Source organism: Hymenobacter psychrophilus, assembly GCF_900107135.1.
GTDB lineage: Bacteria > Bacteroidota > Bacteroidia > Cytophagales > Hymenobacteraceae > Hymenobacter > Hymenobacter psychrophilus.
The window spans coordinates 335,429-356,544 of the sequence record NZ_FNOV01000003.1 but is presented as its reverse complement, the minus strand read 5'-3'; the positions used below and the strand labels follow the sequence as shown (position 1 = coordinate 356,544).

General features: G+C 62.0%; 12 protein-coding genes and 2 tRNA genes. 8 read left to right on the top strand and 6 right to left on the bottom strand.

Going from position 1 to position 21,116, the window contains the following annotated elements:
- The first annotated feature begins 72 nt into the window (after positions 1 to 72).
- From BLW21_RS06490 to BLW21_RS06465, 6 genes are all read left to right on the top strand, one after another.
- Positions 73 to 148 (top strand) — tRNA-Gly (locus BLW21_RS06490).
- A gap of 48 nt (positions 149 to 196) precedes the next feature.
- Entirely contained in the window at positions 197 to 481 is a 285-nt protein-coding gene (locus tag BLW21_RS06485; RefSeq protein ID WP_092738633.1) for a hypothetical protein, read from the top strand.
- 208 nt (positions 482 to 689) lie between these two features.
- Positions 690 to 773 (top strand) — tRNA-Leu (locus BLW21_RS06480).
- 143 nt (positions 774 to 916) lie between these two features.
- A complete protein-coding gene (locus BLW21_RS06475; protein WP_245711826.1) occupies positions 917 to 1,897 on the top strand; it encodes an AAA family ATPase in 981 nt (326 codons plus the stop codon).
- 144 nt (positions 1,898 to 2,041) lie between these two features.
- Positions 2,042 to 2,587 (top strand): acyltransferase, encoded by a 546-nt coding sequence (locus tag BLW21_RS06470; protein ID WP_092738631.1) that lies wholly within the window; start codon positions 2,042 to 2,044, stop codon positions 2,585 to 2,587.
- Complete coding sequence (locus BLW21_RS06465; RefSeq protein ID WP_092738630.1) at positions 2,541 to 3,953, top strand: lipopolysaccharide biosynthesis protein; 1,413 nt, start codon at positions 2,541 to 2,543, stop codon at positions 3,951 to 3,953. The genes BLW21_RS06470 and BLW21_RS06465 overlap by 47 nt, the downstream gene beginning before the upstream one ends.
- Positions 3,954 to 4,219: 266 nt before the next feature.
- Here the strand turns inward: BLW21_RS06465 and BLW21_RS06460 are convergent, their stop codons facing one another.
- Positions 4,220 to 5,896: a T9SS type A sorting domain-containing protein gene (locus BLW21_RS06460; RefSeq protein ID WP_092738629.1), complete on the bottom strand. Its 1,677-nt coding sequence runs from the start codon at positions 5,894 to 5,896 to the stop codon at positions 4,220 to 4,222.
- A gap of 172 nt (positions 5,897 to 6,068) precedes the next feature.
- Positions 6,069 to 8,900 carry a TonB-dependent receptor gene (locus tag BLW21_RS06455; RefSeq protein ID WP_092738628.1) on the bottom strand — a complete coding sequence of 944 codons (2,832 nt, stop codon included), beginning with the start codon at positions 8,898 to 8,900 and terminating at the stop codon, positions 6,069 to 6,071.
- Between the two features lie 153 nt (positions 8,901 to 9,053).
- Between BLW21_RS06455 and BLW21_RS06450 the strand changes: the two genes are divergently transcribed.
- Together BLW21_RS06450 and BLW21_RS06445 are read left to right on the top strand one after the other, a co-directional pair.
- Complete coding sequence (locus tag BLW21_RS06450) at positions 9,054 to 9,959, top strand: YicC/YloC family endoribonuclease (protein WP_092738627.1); 906 nt, start codon at positions 9,054 to 9,056, stop codon at positions 9,957 to 9,959.
- Between the two features lie 335 nt (positions 9,960 to 10,294).
- Positions 10,295 to 10,840, top strand: a complete 546-nt coding sequence (locus BLW21_RS06445) for a hypothetical protein (protein ID WP_092738626.1) — start codon at positions 10,295 to 10,297, stop codon at positions 10,838 to 10,840.
- 224 nt (positions 10,841 to 11,064) lie between these two features.
- Here the strand turns inward: BLW21_RS06445 and BLW21_RS06440 are convergent, their stop codons facing one another.
- The 4 genes from BLW21_RS06440 to sov all read right to left on the bottom strand — a co-directional run bounded on the left by BLW21_RS06440 (position 11,065) and on the right by sov (position 21,014).
- Positions 11,065 to 12,372: a M28 family metallopeptidase gene (locus BLW21_RS06440; RefSeq protein ID WP_175470878.1), complete on the bottom strand. Its 1,308-nt coding sequence runs from the start codon at positions 12,370 to 12,372 to the stop codon at positions 11,065 to 11,067.
- 153 nt (positions 12,373 to 12,525) lie between these two features.
- Positions 12,526 to 12,933 (bottom strand): VanZ family protein, encoded by a 408-nt coding sequence (locus BLW21_RS06435; RefSeq protein WP_139255107.1) that lies wholly within the window; start codon positions 12,931 to 12,933, stop codon positions 12,526 to 12,528.
- Between the two features lie 21 nt (positions 12,934 to 12,954).
- Positions 12,955 to 13,335, bottom strand: a complete 381-nt coding sequence (gcvH, locus tag BLW21_RS06430) for a glycine cleavage system protein GcvH (protein ID WP_092738623.1) — start codon at positions 13,333 to 13,335, stop codon at positions 12,955 to 12,957.
- A 197-nt stretch (positions 13,336 to 13,532) separates the two neighbouring features.
- Entirely contained in the window at positions 13,533 to 21,014 is a 7,482-nt protein-coding gene (gene sov / locus BLW21_RS06425) for a T9SS outer membrane translocon Sov/SprA (RefSeq protein WP_245711825.1), read from the bottom strand.
- Positions 21,015 to 21,116 lie beyond the last annotated feature (102 nt).

The window sequence follows — 21,116 nt, the reverse complement described above, 5'->3', positions numbered from 1 at the left end:
CGGGGGCTTGACTGCAAGCATTGTTGTACTACCTTTGTCACACCAAAACGCTCTAGGGCGTTTGAATCTCAAGCGAGAGTAGCTCAGCTGGTAGAGCGCGACCTTGCCAAGGTCGAGGTCGCGAGTTCGAACCTCGTCTCCCGCTCCAACACGAAAAAACCTGCCCCACCCGGCAGGTTTTTTCGTTTCTTGGGGTATGGCCAACCACCGCAAGTGCACTTGCTCCGACGATGACTTCCGCCAGGCCGTGGCCGAAAGCCTCTCGGTGCGGCAGGTGCTGGGCCGCATTGGGCTGGTGCCGGCCGGGGGCAACTACAAAACGGTGCATACCCGCATTGCCCGTTTGGGGCTGGATATCAGCCCCAGGCGGGTTGGCATCAAGGGGAGCGGTTTAGAATGCTTGGTAAGCCCTTTTCCTGGGACGGCATTCTGGTTGAGAATTCAACATATGTTTCTGCATTCCGCTTACGTAAGCGTTTGATTGAGTATAGCTTAAAGTAGCACAAGTGCGAGCGTTGCGCATCATCTGAATGGCTGGGGCAGCTAATACCGCTGGAACTTCACCATGCTAACGGTGTAAATAATGACAATCGTCTCGTGAATTTGCAGTTACTTTGTCCAAATTACCACGCGCTGACTGATAATTATCGTGGTAAAAATCAGAAGCGGAAAAATCTGTAACTGATTGAGCCGGAGTGGTGAAACTGGTAGACACGCGACACTTAAACTGTCGTTTCCGTGAGGAAGTACGGGTTCGATTCCCGTCTCTGGTACTTTCGAAAAGCAGCTTCGCCAGTGCGGGGCTGCTTTTTTGTTTGGCACATTGCCGGAGCGAAATCACCAGGCATAACTGAGTCTGTAAGAAGCCAAATTTCTACCTTTAAGGCTCTGGCTTCTGCTTTTCTGTTTCGTGCTTATGTCCGACCCTATGCTTTCTCCCGACGATTACCAGCAGAAAATCAGGCAGGCGTTTGCTGAGGTGAGCAAGGTGGTGGTGGGCCAGCAGTACATGGTCAATCGGCTGCTGATTGGGCTGTTCACTGGTGGGCACGTGCTGCTGGAGGGCGTGCCGGGGCTAGCTAAAACGCTTACGGTGAGCACGCTGGCCAAGGTGCTGCATCTGCACTTCCAGCGGGTGCAGTTTACGCCCGACCTGTTGCCTTCCGATTTGGTGGGCACCATGATTTACAACCAGAGCCGCTCGGAGTTTGAGGTGAAGAAGGGGCCGATTTTCGCCAACCTGGTGCTGGCCGATGAGGTGAACCGCTCGCCGGCCAAGGTGCAGAGCGCCCTGCTCGAAGCCATGCAGGAGAAGCAGGTAACCATCGGCGAAACCACCTATCCGCTCGATTTACCCTTTCTGGTGCTGGCCACCCAGAACCCGGTGGAGCAGGAGGGCACCTACCCGTTGCCCGAGGCCCAGGTCGACCGGTTTATGCTGAAGGTGCATGTCGATTACCTCAAGAAAACCGACGAGCTGGAAGTGATGCGGCGCATGGCTAACCTGAGCTACGTCGATGATGTGCGCCCGGTGCTCACCCGCGATGATATCTTTGGTATCCGTCACCAGATCAACCAGGTGCAGATTTCGGAGACGCTGGAGAAATACATTATTGAGTTGGTATTTGCCACCCGTAAGCCCGCCGAGTACGACTTGGCCGAGTTCCAGCAGTACCTGCAGTTTGGGGTGAGCCCGCGGGCCAGCATTGCCCTGCACCGGGCGGCCAAGGCCGTGGCCTTTCTGGATGAGCGCGACTACGTGCTGCCCGAAGATATCAAGGACGTGGCCGCCGATGTGCTCAACCACCGCATCCTGCTCAACTACGAAGCCGAGGCCGATGGCGTCCGCACCCAGGATATGATTGAAGCCATCCTGCGCAAGGTGCCGATTAGCTAGGGCCAAATTGGCGAGCCGATGCGTTGATGTTCGGGCTGCCAACTGGCGTGAAGCTGGGCCTGGGCTCGCTTGGTTGATCAGATATAAACTCGGCTCGATTCGCCCGCTATTTTCACTTCTGCTTTTTCTCTTCTTTCCGACCTGATGAAAAAGTTGCTCTGTCGTGTGCTGAAACTGCGGCCGGAAATGCCGCTGAGCTTTTACGTCCTCGACCTGCTATTCCGGCGGCTGCTGCGGCAAAATGCGCAGGTGGGCTGGGCGGTGCATCATACCAGCACCATCCGCAACCCCGGACGGCTGCAGGTAGGGCGCGGTACTTTCCCCGGCGACTCGCCCGGCGTCTACATCAACGCCGACAACGGCATCTACGTGGGCGATTTTACCAACCTTGGCCCGCGGGTGGCGCTGATTTCAGCCAACCATGATGCTGTGGCCAACGACCTGAGCGTGCCGGCCGCGCCGCTGCGGCTCGGCAGTTTCTGCTGGCTGGGCGTGGGTGCGGTGGTGCTGCCGGGCGTCGAGCTGGGCGACTTTACGGTGGTAGGCGCCGGGGCCGTCGTAACGCGCAGCTTCCCGCAGGGCCACTGCGTACTGGTGGGCAACCCGGCCCGCTTATTACGAACCTTAGACCCGGCTGATTGTGATGCGCAAGCCCGAAGCACCCGCGAGCGGCACGCTGCTGGGAACTAGCGCGTACATCTTCCTGATTCGGTTTTTCCCGACGCTGGCAAGCGTCGTGGCACTGGTGTGGCTTTCGCGCAGCACCCCGCCGGCCTTCTACGGCTTGTACCAGAGTTTTTGGGTGCAGTGGCAGGTGTTGCACGTAGTGGCCTGCCTGGGCCTGCCCACGCTGCTGCTCACTTACCCGGCCGCAGTGGTTAATGCCCTGGTAAGCCGCCTGAGTATACCCCGGCTGGCCGGGCTGCTATGCTGGGTGAGCCTGTGCGCCGTTGGCCTCATGCTGGCCCAGCACTACACCGGCTCGCCCTTTGCGCGCTGGCAGGCCGGGGCGTTTCTGCTGCTGAATATGCCGGTGGCCGTACTGGAAGCTTACGTGCTGTTGAAACGCCGTTTCCGGGCCGTGGCGCTAGTGAGCATCGGTTATGCTGCGCTGTTCGTGCTGGGCCACGGAGCACTCGTGCACAGCTGGTTGAGCGCCGGACAGATGATGAGTGGACTGCTGCTGGGCAACGCGTTGCGGCTGGCGGCGCTGGGCTACCTGGCGGGCCGGCAGTACCGGGCGGCGAGTGCCACCAGGCTGGTGCCACTGCCTGCCGGTGTGCGGCAACTGTGGCTGCATACGGCTTTCAATGAGGTAGTACAGGTGCTGTTTCGGTGGGCCGACAAGCTGGCGCTGAACTTCCTGCTGCCGGCGGCCTTATTTGCGCTCTACTTCAATGGGACCCTCGATGTGCCGTTTCTGCCGCTGCTGCTGGGGGCGGCCGGCAGCGCCCTGCTACTACATTTCGGCGAGCCACAGCTGCCCGACGCCGAGCGGGTGCGCCTGTTGCGGCACACGGCTGGCTGGCTGGGGCGGCTGGTATTCCCGCTGTTCTTTTTTCTGGTGCTGTTCCGCCACGAGCTGTTTGGGGTGGTGTTTGCCCACCGCTACGATGCCGCCGTGCCGCTGTTTCTGCTCTCTTCGCTGGTGCTGCCGCTGCGGGCCTACAACTTCACGGCCTTGCTGCAGCACAAAGCCCAGGGCCGCACCATCAGCACCGGGGCCGTGCTCGATCTGGCCCTGGCTTTGCTGCTGATGTACCCGCTCTACCGCTGGCTGGGGCTGGGCGGCGTAGCGCTGGCTTTCGTCATCAGTACCTGGTGCCAGGCGGCCTACTACCTGGGCTGCACTGCACGTCTGCTGAACCGACCCTGGCCGGAGCTGCTGCCTTGGCGCACCTGGGCCGCCCAGCTGGTTGGCTTTGGGCTGGGGCTGGCTGCCCTGCACGCCGCCCTGGCCCGCTGGCTGCCCGAAACTGCCGTGCTAGTATGGGGAGCAGGAGCCGTGGCCCTGCTGCTGCTGCTGCAACTGTGGCAGCTGCGACGGTCGGCTTAAGCACGTGTCTGTACAAGCGCCAGGAGCTACCAAGGCGGGCCGGATTAGCTGCGCCTCCAGTACCTGCCTACAGCAAAGCCGGCTGCCTTGGGGCAGCCGGCTCGGATAAGCTGAATAAGTATCGGGGTAGAATACTTGGGAGTTAGTTTCTAAGACATCGACTTGCAGGTGGTTGCCATAAAAACGGATAGGAGCGAATAGCTGACAGTTGGTTAAATCAATGCATGAGAAAGCCGTTCATGCCTTATAATCAGAATATAAATTGATTATTTCACCACCACAAAGCGCACCGACTGGCGGGTTTCGTTGGTGACGACCGTGGCCAGGTACACGCCGGCCTGCAGGTTATCGGGCAGGCACAGGGCCTGGTCGCCGGCGCTTAGCTTGCCGTCGGCCAGCACGGTGGCTACTTGGCGGCCGGTCAGGTCGAACACCTGCACGGTGGCCACGGCACCGCGGCGCAGGCCGAAGCGCAGCTCGGCCGGGCCGGTGCTGGGGTTCGGTACCACGGCCAGTTGCTGCACCTGGTCGGTGGCTTTGGCCGTGCCCGTCGTTACGCCGGGGGCGTTGTAGCAGGTAATCTGGGGGTTGAAGTTGGTCCAGCCGGTGGCCCAGTTGCCGGTGTTGGCACCCGTGGTACCCTCCGGCGCGAAGGCCCCGCGGTAGCTCACCTTATCGAAAAACGCATCGGCGGCCTTGCCCGTAAAGGCGGCCCCGGCGCCCAGCTTCGAGCCGCTTTTAGGCTGGAAGAACGGGCTGGTCAGGTTGAAGTTCTCGGTGGCCAGATTCAGGTCGGCTACGGACGAGGTCAGGTCATTGCCATTGTCGGCCAGAAATTTCTTCGCATCGTAGGTGCTGCCCGTATTCACGTTGGCCACGCGGGCATCGGTGTAGCCGGCAAACACGTTGTTGCGCAGCTGCAGCGCCCCGCTGGCGGCGTTGCCCTCGCTGGCCGAGGCATCGAGCAGCAGGCCCACCGGATAGCCCGAGATAACCGAGTTGTACACGCTCAGGGCCGAATTGCGCCGGATGTGCATACCACGCTTGTAATTGTTGTTGAGCGTGCCGGTAGTGGGGGCAATAAAGTTGCTGATGTTGGAGAACACCGGTGCCGTTTGCGGGCCATTGGTCGTGCCGTTGGCATCGTTATCCGACTCGAAGCCGTTGGAGCCCGATACGTCGGCGATGTTGGGGTCGCGCAGGGCCACGCCGAACTGCACCTTGCCGGTAAAACCGTTGTCGGTGTCCCACTCGTCGTCGGTGCCGCGGAAGGCCACCAGGTACTTGGCATTCACCGTGCCGCCGAACCACTCAAACGAGTCGTCGCCGGAGTAGGAAACCTGAATGTGGTCGATGGTAGTACCCGCCCCCACGCCGGCCAGCGTCAGGCCGTTAATCTCGTTGTCGGTCGTGAAAGCCACGCCCGGAAACTCGATGCGCACGTACTGCAGCGTGCCCGAGTTGTCGTTGGGGTCGGTGCCGCCGAAATACGTTTCGGGGGTCAGGCCGCCCTCAATTTTGGGCAGTGGCTGGCCCGGGGCCGGCGGAATGTTCTGGGGCGCCTTGCCAGCCAGAATTACGCCGCCCCAGTCGCCCCGTTCCCGCTCGCCGGGGGCCTGGTTCGAGGTGAATACTATTGGTTTGGCCGCCGTGCCGCGAGCGTCAATTTTAGCTCCCTGTTTGATGGTGAGCGTGCCCTTCGACGCCTTATCACCCTTGATGATGGTGCCCGGCTGAATGGTGAGCGTGGCGCCGCTTTCCACGAATACGAAGCCCCGGAGCAGGTATACCTTGTCGGCCGTCCAGGTGGTGTTAGTGCTAATCGAACCCGACACTTCGACCGGCGCCGGGGCCACGGGGCAGGCGGTTTGGGCCTGGGTGGCGGAAGTAGTGCCGGCCACAACGGCCGCGGCCAGGGCCAGCGAGAGTACAATTTTCTTCATCGGAATAAGAAAAAAAACAGAAAGGAATAAGTGAATGGCTTGCCGGGCAAAGGTCCGGTACGGGTAGGGCAAAGGCGTTAGCGGGCCGTTATCATTGGGTTACGCCAGGGTTATCTTCTGCTGGGCGCCAGGTAGTCGAACGGGTAGGGGCGGGGCTTGCCCCCGCCCCTACTTAAAACCGGTAGGTCAGGCCCACGGTGGAGTACTGGCCGCGGCGGTAACGGGCAAAGGAGCCGTTGTCGGCGGCCGTGATTTTGCCGTCGCGGTTCGAATCGTAGTACTGGCGGGTGTACTGGTTGAGTAAATCCTGGATACCCACGCGCACGCTCAGGTGCTCGCCCACGCTTTTGGTGGCGGCCAGGTCGATGACGTGGCGGGAAAGCTCGAAAATGGTGAAGTTCTGGGTGTTGCTGCTGGCGAACAGAATCCGCGGGCCAATGACGTTGTACTGGGCCGATACCTGCCAGCCCTGCGCATCATCCTGGTAAAAAACGCCCGTGTTCACCACGTAGGGCGACTGGCCCTGCAGGGCCCGCTGGTTGAGGTTGCCAGCCACCTGCTCGTCGTCGCTCAGCGTTACCCGGCTCTTGATCAGCGAGGCGTTCAGCACGAAGGCGAAGCGCTGCAAAAACTTGTTTTCGGTGATGTCAGCCAGGCCTTTGCGGGCTTCTACTTCCACGCCCACATCGTAGGCGTTGGGGGCGTTGGCAAAGCCCAGCTCCAGCGCGCCCCCCGGAATGGAGGCGGTTACCTGCTCGATGGCGTCGGTGAACTTCTTGTAGAACACGCCCACCGACAGCAGTTCGGCCTTGGTGGGGTAGAACTCGTAGCGCAGGTCGGCGTTGTAGATTTTAGCCGTGCGCAGCTCGCGGTTGCCCCGGATCAGGGCGTCGTTGTTGAAATCGTAGTAGGCGTAGTCGGCCACCTCCCGGAACTCGGGGCGGTTGAGCGTGACGCTGCCCGCCAGCCGTAGCAGGCTGCGCAGGTTGAAGTTGTAGGTGCTGTTGAGCGAGGGCAGGAAAAAGGTGCGCTGCTCCTCGTAGGGCGCGGCACTGGCCTGGCCCGAGCGCAGAAACTTGCGGTTGTACTCCATGCGCACCCCGCCCGACACGTTGAGTTGGTCCGAAAGGGGGGCCACGGCGCTCAGGTAGCCGGCCGCCAGCAGGTTATCGGCCGTGTAGCTGTCCTGGTCGCTGGTGCCCTCGCGCAGCGTGAAGCCAGTGGTAGGGTCGATGTTTTCGGGCGAGAAAATCGTTTCAATCGGCAGCTGCAACAGGTCGTAGTTGAAGCGCGAGGGCCGGGCCGGCACGTAGGAGAAGAAGCGGCTGGCGTAGGTGCGCTCCTTGTATTCGGTGTAGAAACCGGCGCGCAGCTTGTACTGGCTTTCGCGGGTGGTGTCGCGGCCGCCCAGGCGCTGCTCCCACTGGCCGCTGCCCATGTAGGTGTTCTCGCGCAGCCGCGAGTAGTACGACGATACATCCTGCTGGGAGCCAATCGGGCTGATTTCCACCTGCAAAGGCCGCGCTTCTTCACCGGAAAGCGGTACGTCGCTGCCGGTGCGGTAGCGGCGGTAATCGGGCTCGTTGCGGAACACGTAGTTATAGCCCGTCTGCCAGGTCAGGGTCGAGTTTTTAGCCGCGCCCAGCTCGTGGGTGCCGGCCAACTGGCCCGAGTAAATGGTGCGGCTCTGGTAGTGTAGCGCGTGGTTGTCGCGGGTCCGGCCGTCGCCGCCCTGGGCAAAATCGAGGCCCGTGCGGTGGGTTACCTCATCGGTGCCGTACTGGTTGAGGAAGTTGCGAAATTCAATCCGGTTGTAGTCGTTGAAGCGGGCCTGCCAGTTATGAATCACGCCCAGCCGGCTGGCGGTCTGGGCCTGTTCGTCGGTGTAGTTGTATTTAAAAGCGCCGGTGCCGGTTTCCAGCCGCTGCCGTTGCACCTGATACTGCTGGTGGGTGTTTGAGTATGATACCGACGTAACGTTGCTCAGCTGGGCGTGGCCCAGCTCATACTTGCGCGTGAGGCCCAGCGAGGCCCGCAGGTCGGGCAGGGCCGTGCTGAGCGTGGGCTTCCAGCGGTTGTCGAGGGCGCGGGCGGCCTGCAGCAGTTGGGCGTCGCTGAGCGGGTTCTGGCTGTTGTAGGGTTCGGTGCCGATGGTAGTGGGCATTTTCCGCTCGCCGCCGTCGTAGCCTACCCAGTCGGTGCTGCTGCGCTGCGGGCTCTGCTGGTAGCCGCTCTTAAACGTGGTACCCGCCCGGTGCCAGGCCGATACCGACAGGCTGGTGGAGTTTTCGAGCACCGAGTTTTTAGTGTACACCTTCACCACGCCGCCGCCAAACTCGCCCGGCAACTCCGGCGCGCCCGACTTGAAAATCAGAATCCGGTCAATCACCGACGAAGGCAGAATATCGAATGAGAAGGAGCGCGTATCGACTTCCGACGAAGGCGTGAGGGCGTCGTTGAGCATTACGGTGTTGTAGCGCTCGGCCAGCCCCCGGATAACAATAAAGGAGTTGTTCTGGATGGTGACGCCCGGAATGCGCTTGACCACCTCGGCCGCGTCGCGGTCCAGCGTCTTCACAATCTGGTCGGAGCTCATACCGCTCACCACCACTTCCGATTTCTTCAGGTCCTGGAGCAGGGCCACCTCGGTGCCGGTCTGCTTCTGGCCCGTCACCACCACTTCGCCCAGGCTCTGGCTGCTTTCTTCGAGCGAGCCGTTGAGGGTGGTCGTCTCGCCCTCACGCAGCACCGTGCCGGGGAAAGTAAGCGCCTTGTAGCCAATAGATTGCACACTAATGGTATAGGTGCCCGGCGCGGCCAGGAGCCGGTACGTGCCGTCGAGCTCTACGGGGGCGGCCTGGGTGGTGCCGGTGATGATGACGGTGGCCCCGATGGCGCCCTCACCGGTCTTTTTATCACGAATCGTTCCGCGCAGGGTGGCTTGCTGAGCCCAGGCCAGGGAGCTGATTAGCAGCAGGAAAAACAGGATAAACGTGCGTTGCATACAAAGCTCGAAAAGGGTTTTACAAAAGTACCCTGGGCCTGTTATGCTAATATTGCGCGGCGGTTATGTTTATGTTACTACCGCCGCCCGCCACGTATCTGCCCGCCGAAAAGACTACTTTCGCGGCCCCAATCAGCTACCCCCTCTCTGCTCATGCTCCAATCCATGACCGGCTACGGAATCGCCACCCGCGAAACCGACCATTACGCCGCCACCGTCGAAATCAAGTCGCTCAACTCCAAAAGCTTCGACCTCACCCTGCGCCTGCCCCGCTTTCTGCAGGATAAAGAACTGGAAATCCGTAATCTGCTGGCTAAAAGCCTGGTGCGCGGTAAAGTCAACTTCAACCTCGATTTCACCCGCCCGCGCGCTACGGCTGCGGGTGGCTCTATTGTAAATGAGGCTGCCCTGACGGCCGCCTGCCAGGAGCTGCAGGCCCTGAGTTTGCGCACTGGCCTGTCGTTCGACCAGGTAACGGCCGTGGCCCACGCGCTGCCCGGGGCCCTGCGCCTGCCCGCCGCCACCGATGCCGCCGCCGCCGCCGAGCCTCAGGAAACCGAAACCAGCTGGGACGAGCTACTGCCGTTACTGCACGAGGCCCTGGAGCGCCTGCACGAGTTTCGCCGCGCCGAGGGCCAAGCCCTCACCACCGAAATCCTGGGCTATGTCGAGCACATCAGCCGGCTGCTGGCCGAGGTGGAGCGCCACGACCCCAGCCGTGTGGCGCAGGTTCGCCAGCGCCTGCAAAGCCACTTGGCCGACATCTCGGCCAACGAGCATTTCAACAGCATCCGCTTCGAGCAGGAGATTCTGCACTATATCGAGAAGCTTGACATTGCCGAGGAAAAGGTGCGATTGGGCAACCATTTACGCTACTTCATCGAAACGGCCGGTTTACCCGAACCCACGGGCAAAAAATTAGCGTTTATTTCGCAGGAAATTGGTCGAGAGATCAACACGATTGGTTCCAAGGCCAACGACTCAGCCATGCAGCATATGGTGGTGAGTATGAAGGAGGAATTGGAAAAAATCAAGGAGCAAATCAACAATATTCTATAAGCCCCAAACCATAATTTGCTACCTAGTGTAGAGACTTAATATAACTTTAAGGACATTTTTCTGTATAGTTTATTCTTTATATTACATAGCACTTCTCCAGGTATCTGCTTAGAATGCATAAAAGTAATATACACTGCTGAAACCCTCGATAAGCCCATTGAATGGTCTTTCGTAGCCAAATAAGCGTAGTCAGTCAGTCGGAGTGTCAGCTGTTTTTTGCTAAATGACTTGCTCTTCAGTTTTTTAATCGTAAATTGTGTTATCCAAGCAGCCCGGCAAACGCCTTCCCGCTGGATTTCCTCACTTCGCAACCCATCTTTTTTCAGCCTACAACTATGAAAAAAGCCCTACTTACCTTACCCGTACTCTGCCTGATGGTGCTGCTGATGGCAGCCCGTCCTTTCGCAGAAGTTGAGCTGATCAAAAAGCGCGTTCTGAGCGAGCGGGTGGAGATCCTTATCCCCAAAGGCTTTGAGGTGATGAGCGAGCAGCAGATGGACTTCAACTATGCCAAGTCGCAGAGCCGTCCCAGCGTCATCTACACCAACAACAAGGAAGTGAGCCTGGCTTTCTCCTACACCGACAACACGGCGGACCAGGAGATGGTGGATATGTACCACGACAACTTCTATAAGATTTACGCCAAGCAGTACAAGGGAGCTACCTGGTTCAGCCACGGCGTGAAGGAAGTAAGTGGCCGCAAAGTGGGCTACCTCGAGCTGATGAAGCCCGAGCTGGGCCGCGAGTCGTACACCTTCATCTTCTTCACCGATGTGGAAGGCAAGCTGCTGATGTGCACCTTCACCTGCGCCGACCGCCAGAAGCCCGAGTGGGAGAACGTGGCCAAGCAGATCATGGGTTCGTTCAAGAGCAACAGCTAAGCCAGCGCCGCCCAGCGGTTCATTATAAAAGCACTTCACCCGGAGTTTGCCACAAGGCAGATTCCGGGTGAAGTGCTTTTGGGCGGTAGTTAGAGTGTGAGAAGTGAGTTGCTTGTCATTCTGAGTGGAGCGAAGAATCTCGCGTGCAGTGGTAAACCTATCGTCAGGAGTTGCCGTTGCCCCCGCCCTCACGCAGCGCATGTCACTGCCTTAGCTGGCGGTGCTCAGCGCCTGGCCGGAGCCGCGCCGGCCCCGTCTAGAAAGTCGCGCAGCAGCCCGAAAACGGCTTTGAAGGCCGTGAGTGGTAACGTTTCGGGGCGGTCGAGTACGTCGTGGTAGGCGGCAATGCCGCCGCGGGTGTAGAAGAACAGCGCTGGCACGCCGCGCTCGGAGAAGGGGAAGTGGTCGGAGTTGGCGGCCCGGTCGCGGGCGGCCAGCGAGGGCACGTAGCCACCCGCTGCATTCAGGCGATGCAGGCGCGCAAACTGGTTTTCGAACACCCGCCCGTTTACTACCATAAGGCCCTCTTCGCCGGTGCCGAGCAGGTCGAGGTTGGCCAGCAGCCCGATGGCCGGCAGCGGAACGAGCGGGTGCTCCACGAAGTAGTGCGAGCCAACCAGCCCGGCCTCCTCGGCCCCGAAAGCCAGAAAGGCCACCGAGTAAGCCGGGCGGTTTTCGGGGCGGGCGTAGTGGGCGGCCAGCTCCAGCAGCATGGCCACGCCGCTGGCGTTGTCGTTGGCGCCCGGGAAGTAGGTGTCGCGCCCCAGCCGGCCCAGGTGGTCGTAATGCGCCGAAACCACCACGAACGAATCGGAGCGGGCGGTGCCGGGCAGGTAACCCACCACGTTCTGGGTGCGGTAAGCGGGCTGCAGGTGGGCATCGAGGCGCAGGCGAACGGTACGAGCGGCGGCCGGCCAGGCAGCGGCCCGCACCTGCAGCCGGGGCCGCGGGGCCTGCTCGCCGCCCACGCTGGCCGTGAGCTTGCCGGGCACCAGCGTGAGCTGGGCGGCGGCCGTAGCCAGGTGCGCCTGCACGGTGGGCGGTAGCTCGGCCAGCCGCCCGGCCTGGGCCTGCGTCAGCACAAGTACGGCCTTGGCCAGCGGCGTAGCCAGCAGCTCCTGCCGGGCCTCGGGCTGCGCGAAAACCAGGGAGTCGAGCTGGTACACCGGGCCGCGCACGTCGCCGGGGCCCGAGTCGGGGGCGGCAATGAAATCGAGGCCGGGACAGAGCGGCTGGCCGTCGGCACGCAGCTCGGCGCGGCCCGGAAAGGTATTGATGGGCAGCGTGAAAAACTGGTAGTAGTCGGGCGCCAGGGGCTGCAGGCCCAGCGCGCGAAAACGGCCCTGCACGTAAGCGGCGGCTCGCTGCTCGCCGCCGCTCACGTAGCCGCGGCCGTGTAGCCCGGGCGCTGTGAGGTCGGTAATCGTCTGGCGGACGCGGGCCATGTCCTGGGCAGCGGCCGGCGCGGGTGCGGCCAGCAGTAGGGCTAGGCTAGCCAGGACTTGGGCAGGAGCGAAAGAGGTAAGGCGCATCGGCGGCAACATATTCAGTGATTGGTCGAACTCAAAGTGCGCAGGTAAGGGCGGGGCTTGTCCCCGCCCGCCATCGGGTTCGTGTAACGGCCCGTTCAACGGCTCGTTCGTGCGGCGGGCGGGGGCAAGCCCCGCCCCTACATCGTTCTAAAACTACTGCCAATAGCGGCGGGTAAACCACATGAAGGCTGTGCCGGCCGCCGCGCCCAGCGCGTCGCTGAGCAGGTCCGACCATTCGCCGTGGCGGCCCAGGGCCAGCAGATGCTGCAGCACCTCTACCAGTGCGCCCAGGCCCACGGCCAGCCCCAGCACAAGGCCGAACGCCCGGGCCCGCAGCCAGGCTGAGCGCCGCTGCCGCCAGGCTGAGAACGTGGCCAGCACCGTGAGCACCCCGAACACAGAGGCGTGAGCGGCCGTGTCGAAGGAAAGCAGCTCCCAGTGGGGCGTAACGGGCATGTCGGCGGCGGGCGTGAGGGTGCTCACCAGAATAAACGCCGCCCACGCCAGCGGCAGGCCCACCAAAGGGCGCCGACGTGGCGGGGGCGGCGTTGCGGAAGGCAAAGCCAACGGCAGGAGCGGCGCTTAAGCGCCTACCAGTTCGCCGTAGGTTTCAGCCGAGAGCAGGCTTTCCAGCTCGGAGGCGTCGCTGATCGAGAGCTTGATGATCCAGCCGTCGCCGTAAGGGTCGGAGTTCACCAGCTCAGGGCTGCCGTCGAGCTTGTCGTTGACTTCGAGCACGGTGCCGCTGAGGGGGCTGAACAGGTCGGAAACCGTTTTCACGGCTTCTACGGTGCCAAATACATCGTTCTGGGCAACGTCTTTGTCAACGGTGTCGATGTCGACATACACGATGTCGCCGAGCTCTTTTTGAGCGTGTTCGGTGATGCCGATGTAGGCCACGTCGCCCTCAACGCGGACCCACTCGTGCTCTTTGGAATACTTCAGGGTGGCGGGCAGATTCATGGAGTAGTGCTTAGGTTTTGGACGGAAAAAAGGGGCGCGCTGCACCCCGCTTCAAAAGTACAGGGAATTCGGTGATTTGGTGACTTGATGATTTGGTGAGTTTAACGCTTCGAGGGCCTAAATGCGCAAGTGGCGCAATCAGGAACGCTGCACAGCAACTCACCATCTGGCCAAATCACCAAGTCACCAAATCACCGCTACTGCGAGAGGCTGTAGCGGAGCTGGATGCCGGCTTCGGTGGAGGTGTTTTTGAAGGCGTTGCCGGTTTTGGGGGTCGTGATGTTCTGGGTGAAGAAGAACTGCAGGTTCAGGCGCTGGTTGAGCACGTAGTCGACGGTGGGGCGCAGCTGCACTTGGCGGGTGCCGGCCGTTACCTGGCTGGAGGCCCGGCCGATGCTGGTCGTGCCCGTGGCGTCCCCGTCGATGGGGTCCACTACATCGAGAATGGTGCGCTGGATGGCGTAGTTCTCGCTGATGCTCAGGTCGAGTCGGGCGTTGAGCTCATTCTTGAGCACCCGCTGCTCGCCCCCGATTTTGAAGGGCAGCCGGAACTTGTTGGTGGCGAAGCCCGCCCCAATCACAATGTCGTTGCGGCGCAGCTCTGTTACCTGGGCCACGGTCGAGTTCAGGCCGATGGTGCGGTCGACGCGGTACTCCAGGCGCCCGGTGAGGCGGCCGGTGGTCTGGAAATCAACCCCGATGAGCGGGGCCAGCCGGTCGGCAATGGTTACCTGCCCGATGATGTAGTAGGGCACGAACCGCTGGGCTTGGTTGAGCACCGTCGAGAGGCCTTCGGGCTCCTGCTGGTAGTCGACGGTGGTGCTATAGCCGGCAATGTTGTAGCTGGAGCTGTACACGTGGTTGAGGCGGAACGAGCGGAAGTAGCGCTGCACCAGCGGTATTTCGGAGAGGCCGTTGTAGCTGATGTTCCAGTTGGGCAGCGGCAGCTGAGAAAAGGGCTTGAACTTCTCGGCCTTGTAGCCATCCGACGAGCGGCCCTTGTAGGCATCAATAAACGCGGGCAGCAGCACATCCTGCGAGTTGAAGCCGTAGGTGCCCTGCGAGTTCAGTTTGGCCGCTTCCAGCCGCTGCTGCACCACCTCGCGGTTCTGCACGAAGCGCTGGAAGGCCTTCGAAATAGTGCCCGCGCCGCTCAGGTCGCCAAACATCGTCTGGATGGCAATGAACGAGGTGCTAAACGTGCCGTTGCCCAGCGGGTTGCTGGCCGTTGGAATAGTGCCCAGCGGCGCCAGCAGCATAGTCGTATCGACCTGGGCGCGGTAGAACACCTGGCGGCTGCGCACAAGGTTGCGGCGGGCATCAAGCTGGATGTTGAAGTCGCGGATAGGCTCCAGGGTGGTGCGCAGCGTGAGGGCTTCGGTGAGCAGCGAGCTGAGCGCCGTGTTGAGATACTGGCTCTCGTTGGTGTACCAGCCGTTGTTGAACGACTTGCGGAACAGCCCGTCGAGGTCCTGCTGCTGGCCCAGAATGAAGGGCAGGCCGGGGGCATTGAAACCGTTATCGAACCCCAGAAAGCGGGTGCCGGGCAGGTAGCCGGGCAGCAGCGTACCGTTGGAGCGCACGTAGGTGAAGTTGAGCGAGCGGGCCGTCATCAGCGAGCGAAGCACTGCCTTCAGCGCCCGCAGCTGGGGGCCCTGGGCCGAGTCGGCGGGGGCCGCCTCGGGGTTGGTACCGGCGGATCCGGCTTTAGCTACGCGGGGGTCGGCGGGGGGCTGCTGGCCGGGCGGCGGGGCGTTGTTGATGATGTTGAGGAAGCGCACCTTGTTGTAGAGCTTCACCAGATCAATCTTGCCATTGGTGCTCAGCTCGCCGTTGTTCTCAATGGTGTTGCCCAGGTTCAGCGGCACCAGCGGGCTGTCGGGCTGGGCCGGAAACTCGGGGCGGGTGAGGGCCGTGGAGGCCGCCTGCCAGCTGTAGGTAGCCGCGTAGCGGGCATCGGCCGAGAGCCAGTCCGTGAGCGGGAACTTGTCGAGCGGCAGGCGGTAGGTGAGGGCAACGGTCTGGTTGAAGTTGGTGGTCCGGCCGCCGTTCAGCAGGTTGTCGCGCAGCTGCTGGCGGTTGTCCTTGGCAATCTGCGAGCCGCCAATAGTGGTGCCGGGGCCCTCATCGACTACGGCCCGGTTGGTGGCCGTGTAGTCGAAGGCCAGGGCCTTGGTCAGGTCCCAGCGCATGTCGTAGATGCGGCTGAAGTAGAAAATCTTCTGGAATACGCCCGGAATGCCGTCGGTTACCGGCACCTGGCCGGGCTCCAGAGTACGCTGCAGGAACCGCTCGTTGTAGCGCCGGTCCAGATCGGCCCTAAACGAGAAGCGCGAGGGCAGGGGCGTGAAGTTGACTTCCTTGAACAAGGCCAGGTAGGGCGAGTCGAAGGCCTTCACCTTGGCCAGGGGCGTATAGTTGCGCGGGTTGGCCTGGTAGATGTAGGCCAGCGCGCCGGTGTAGGTGCGGGTGTAGTCGCGGTCGGTGCGGATGTCGGTGTGGTTGCGCTCGGTCAGCGAGTAGCTCAGGGCCAGGTTTTCCACGTCCCAGGGGCGCACTTTCTTCTCGGGATTGGTGCGCTCCTTGCGCACGTTGAGCAGCGAAATGCTGCGCTGGCTGGTCTGGTCGATTACCTCGCGGCGGTAGGCGGCGCGCTCCTCGGCATCCTCAAACTTCTCCAGGCTCTGCTCCAGGCGGGTGTCGGGGTCGAGCGGGTCGTACTTGGGTGCGCGGCTCTCAATGCCGGCCTGCAGCAGCACCGGCACCCGCAGGCCCAGCTTCTCCGGGAAAAACTTGTCGGCCGCCACGGTGGCGTTCACGTCGCCGCGCAGAATGTTGTCGATGGAACGCTGCTGGGGCCGGTCCTGCAAGCCACCGAAACCGGTGGTGACGTAGCTGCCGGTGGCCGTGATGTTGGCAATATCGGCCAGCTTGGTGTTGAAGCGGGCAGTGGCGGCCCAGCCGCTCTCGTTCTCAAACTCGGCCACCCGCAGCTCGTCGGCCCACAGCGTCAGCGACTGGCTGGCGCCGTCGTCGCTGGGGTTCAGAATGCCAATCATAGCGCCCTGCACCGACGATAAATCGGGGTTGCCCACCACCGTAATCGTGTTGCCGTTGGGCAGCGTGACCACGTAAGGCGTGCCGTAGTTTACGCTGGCCTTGTTACGGGCAGCCTTCGCATCCACGAAATCCTGCAACGACAGGTCGATGCGGTTGGCCACCGGCCACACCTGATCGACGGTGTAGGCGGCGCCCGAGCCGGTGGGCTGGGGCGTGAGCTCCAGCGGCAGCGAGTACTCGTAGTAGTTCTGGGTGTAGTCGGTGCCCAGGCGTACGAAGCCGCGGGTCTGGCCGCTGCGCAGGTTGCGGTCCTGGGTTTCGGCGTGCAGAAACAGCTTCAGGCGCTTGTAGCGCAGCATGTTTACCGTCAGGTTTTTGTAGGCCGCCTTGGCAAAGCCGTCGCGCAGACCGCTCACCACCAGACGCAGGCTCTGCTCGTTCTGCAGGCGGCTGGTGGTGCTGGAGCCGTACTCCTGGTCGCGCCGGATGTTGGGCGGCAGCAGGTACGGAATCGAGCCGGCGCCGGCCTGCTCCACGCGGCCGTTCTCCTCAATGCTCACCGTCGAAATGCTGAACTCGTCGGCGTCGGTGTCGGGGTTGAGGATGCCGCCGGGCTCGGCAATTTTGGTGAGGTAGCGGCGCCACTGGTTGGCCACAAATTGGGGCTGCACCACGCGCAGCACCACCGGCTGCTGCCAATTGGTCATGGCCAAGCGCAAAAACCGAATCGATTTAAAGCCGAACTCCTGGCCGCCGGGCGTGCCCACGGCCCGGTCGTACTGCCGGATCGGAATGCGGAACTGGTACCAGCTCACGGGCTCGCCGTTGGTGTCGGCGTTGGAGTTGGTCACCTTGTCCACGATGTAGTTCTGGCCCACGGTGAGGCTGCCGGGGCGCAGGCGCACGCGGTACTCGTAGTAGCGCTCAATCTCCGAAATCACGTTGTCGCGGTTCAAATCCTCCTTGTCGGGGTAGGCCGTCGAGCTCAGGCGGCTGCCCTCGGGCGAGTTGCCCTCCATGCCGTTGAAGTTCTTGTAGCGGGCCAGCACCTTGGCATCGGCCTGGTCGTAGCTGGGGTCGAGGTGGTGGCGGAAGTTGTCGCCGGCCGGGTCGGCTATGTCGGCGTAGCCGGGAGCAATAGTCTGCTCGGCCGCGTCAGCAATACCGTCGAGGCCCACATCCTGCTTGGCGCGGGCGCCGGCGGCGGGGTTGAAGGCATCGGTGAGGAAGGGCTGGCGCGACACCCGGCCCCAGACCGTGGGCGTGGCGTCGGGGCTGGTGTCGTCCACCGGAATGCCGTTCTCAAACTCGTACTGATTCTTGTCTTCCAGCACATCTTCCGACACCGAGCCCAGGTTCACGAACAGGTCGCCGCCGGTAGTGTTGTTGGCGTTGTGGCCGTCGTTGTCTAGCACGCGGCCGTTTTCGCCGGGCAGGAAGGGGTCCATGAGCCAGAACTCCAGGTACTCCACGTTGGCGTTATCGAAGTCGGTATCGAAGGTGATTTCGCGCGAAATAGCCGCCTGCCGGGTGGCGTTGGCGCCCGGAGTGGTATCGACAAAGAAGGTGGGCCGGGCCCGGTCGAACTGGGGCGTGTAGTTGTACTGGCCCCGCTGGTCGGGGAAGTAAGCCAAGTCGAAGGCCGTTTCGAACGAGTTGCCGTTGGCCCCCAGGTTGCGGTTCGGGAACACCTCGTCGCGCTTGATGCCGCGCACGTAGTGGTTCTTCAGGTCGTTGGCCCCGATGTTGCCCGGCTTGCTCTGGCCGTTGGTGTAGTAGGTCTGGTCAACGGTGTACCAGGCCAGCTTGGCGCGGTTGTAGCCCGACTCCAGGCCTGTAACCGGGCCCGTGGCCGTCGTCTGGCGCAGCGGCAGCGGGGTGCTGCCCAGGCGCCAGGCCACGGCCACGTTCAGGCCGCCCAGCGTGTAGGGTGTGCGGGCATTCTCGAAGTCGTCGAGGTACGACACGCCGTTTTCGCCGCCGCTGTTGCCGCTGCCGAGCTTGCTCTGGCTGGGCAGCAGCTGGGCAAACTCGCCGCTGAACGAGACGGTAGAAATTTCCTTGGTCGAGATGAAGGGTAGCGCGTTGAGGTAGCGCGTCAGGGCCCGCGACTCGCGCCGCATGTTCACGTCGAAGCCGTAGATGGTATTGTTGCCCGGCTCATCGCCAATGTTCACGCGGTTGATGCCGGGGGCCTGATTCTCGCGCAAGTGCAGTACCGTGGCCCCGAAATACATATCCGACGACACCCGGTAATCGAACCGAGCGCCCAGCAGCTTGCGGGGCTGCACCTGCACCAGGGCGTTTTTCTCGAACTCCACCCGCAGCTCGTTGGCCGAGTTGAGGTAGGCCGGGTTCAGGATTTTGACCTTGGACTGGTCGTAGAAAACCTGGTAATCGACGCCCTCCTGGAGCAGCGTGGAGCCCGAGCGCACGCGCACCGAGCCCTCGGCCACGCCAATGCCGGGCAGGTTAATCTCGTCGGTGCTGGTGGCCTGGAACCGGCCGCGCAGGTAGAACTTGTCCTTTTCCTGGCGTTGCTGGGCGTCGCTCTGCACCTGGTTGTACAGCTCGCGGTAGGCGTATTTGCGGGCCAGTTGCTGCTCGGTGGGCGAGGCAACGGTATCGAACTTGCTGGCCAGATAGCTGCCAAACGGCTCAATTTCGGGGAAGATGATGCGGCCCAGCTCGGTGTCGATGGTGATGCCGGGGAAGAAGTCGAAGTTGCCGTCGGGGTTGCGGTCGTTGTTGGGGTTCACGTTGTCGAGGTTGAAAACCTCAATCAGCGGCCGGTTGGCAATGTTCTGGCCTTCCTTGAGCGAAATCAGATCCACGCCCGTCACGTCGTCCTTGTATACAATCTGCAGCTCGAACTTGTCGCGGTTGAGCTGCTGGGCATTCAGGGGATAGATGTTTTTCATCATCAAATCCCAGGTTGGCAGGTTGCGGGTGAGCAGGTTTTTGTTCAGCGGGTTCTGCGTCGGGTCGGCCAGGCCCACGGCGGGGTTGGTGGCCTTGAGCATCTTCAGGAAAATTACCTGGTCGGTGCCCACCTGCGAGTAGTCGTTCTGAATCTCGCCAACGGTGTAGGTTTTGCCGTTGTAAATGTACTGGTACGACACGCCCAGCACCTGCTCGGGCAGCAGCTGGGTGTTCAGCGAGAGGTAGCCCAGCTGGGCATTGTAGGTATACTCGCGCGGGTCGAGCTTGCGGGCCCGCACGTGCTCAAAGTCGGTGTTCTTGTCCAGCCCCAACGCGCGCAGATTGTCGTCCACCTGCAAATCCTGCCGGAAATTGGGCAGGCCGCGGATGACGCTCAGCTCGGTGTTGGCCGGGTTGTCGGCCAGCGCGTTGGGGCCGGCCTGCTTGAGGAATTGCTGGCGGTACACGCGCGTGGGCTCAGCCACGTCCATGAGCGTGACCACGTTGCGCAGGTTGTCGCTCTGGCGGTTGTCGTTGGTCACCCACACTTCGAGGTAGGTGATGTTGATGCCGCTCTGGATGGTGGGCAGGTTGCGCAGCGAGCCGTCGTACCGCTCCCGAAACGCCTGGCTCAGGAAGTAGTGGCGGTCCTTCTCGTACTGGCTGGACTTGATTTCGAAGGGCCGGCTCTGGCCCCCGTTCTGGATGCGCACCTCGTCGGCCTGGCCGCGCAAAGTGCTAGCAATGGTGGTTACGCCCAGGCGGCCAAACTGCAACTGCGCCTTCACCCCAAACAGGTTCTGGGCTCCGGTGATGAGCGAATTATTGAGCGGCAAACTCACGTTGCCCAGCTCCACCTTGCGGATAATATCGGTGTCGAAGCCCGTGTAGTCGAGCTTCATGTTGTTTTCGAAGTCGAAGGCTGCCTTGGTGTCGTAGTTAAACGTCAAGCGCAGCTTCTGCCCAATCTGCCCGGTCAGATTGAGGTTCATGTTCTGGTCGAACTGGAAGTCGCCGGTTTTCTGCTGGCGCAGCGTCAGGGTGGGGTTTTCGTTGCGGTTGCCGCGGTAGCCCATGCGCAGCGTTACGGCGCCCTGGGGCCTGATGTCGACGTAGCTGCCCCCGAAAATGCGGTCGGCCATGGGGCCGAGGTAAATTTTGGGAATCAGGCGACGGTTGTCGGGCTGGTTGGGGTCGCCGGCCACGCCGCCGCCGCCCGACCGCTCGCGGAAGTAGTCGCGCACCGCCTTCTGCTGCTGCCAGCGCGAGTACTCCTCGAACGTCATGCGGCTGGGGTCGCGGAAGTTCAGGTCGAAGCCAATACCCTCGCGGATATCGAAGTTCTTCAGGCTGTCGTCGGGTTGCACCTGCAGTTGCACGTTATTGGGCAGGGGCAGCACCAGCGGCGAGCGGCGGCGCTGGTTGGAGAAGCGCGAGCCGCGGCGGTCGGCCGGGGCCACCCGGGGCCGGGTGCCGGGCTGGTAGCGGGTGGTATCGATGCGGGGCGTGTCCGCAGTCAGGGCGAAACCCAAGCCGCCGGCGGTTCGTAAACCGGCCGGTAGCCAGTCGGCCCACAGCTGGCCCAGCGCAAATGGGTTTGCCGCACCATCTGCCAACGGCGAGGCTTCCGACCACCAGGCCACCAACGAAACCAGGACCACAAAGGCGCTGGCGGAGAACTTCTTACTGGTAGTCAATCGTCAATATGCGTCGAGAGAGTTAGGGCCTAGTTGATTGGGCATAGTGCTTAGGTCGCTCAGATGGTGCTGTTGGGGTTAAGAAAGTTGAGGCTATGCCAA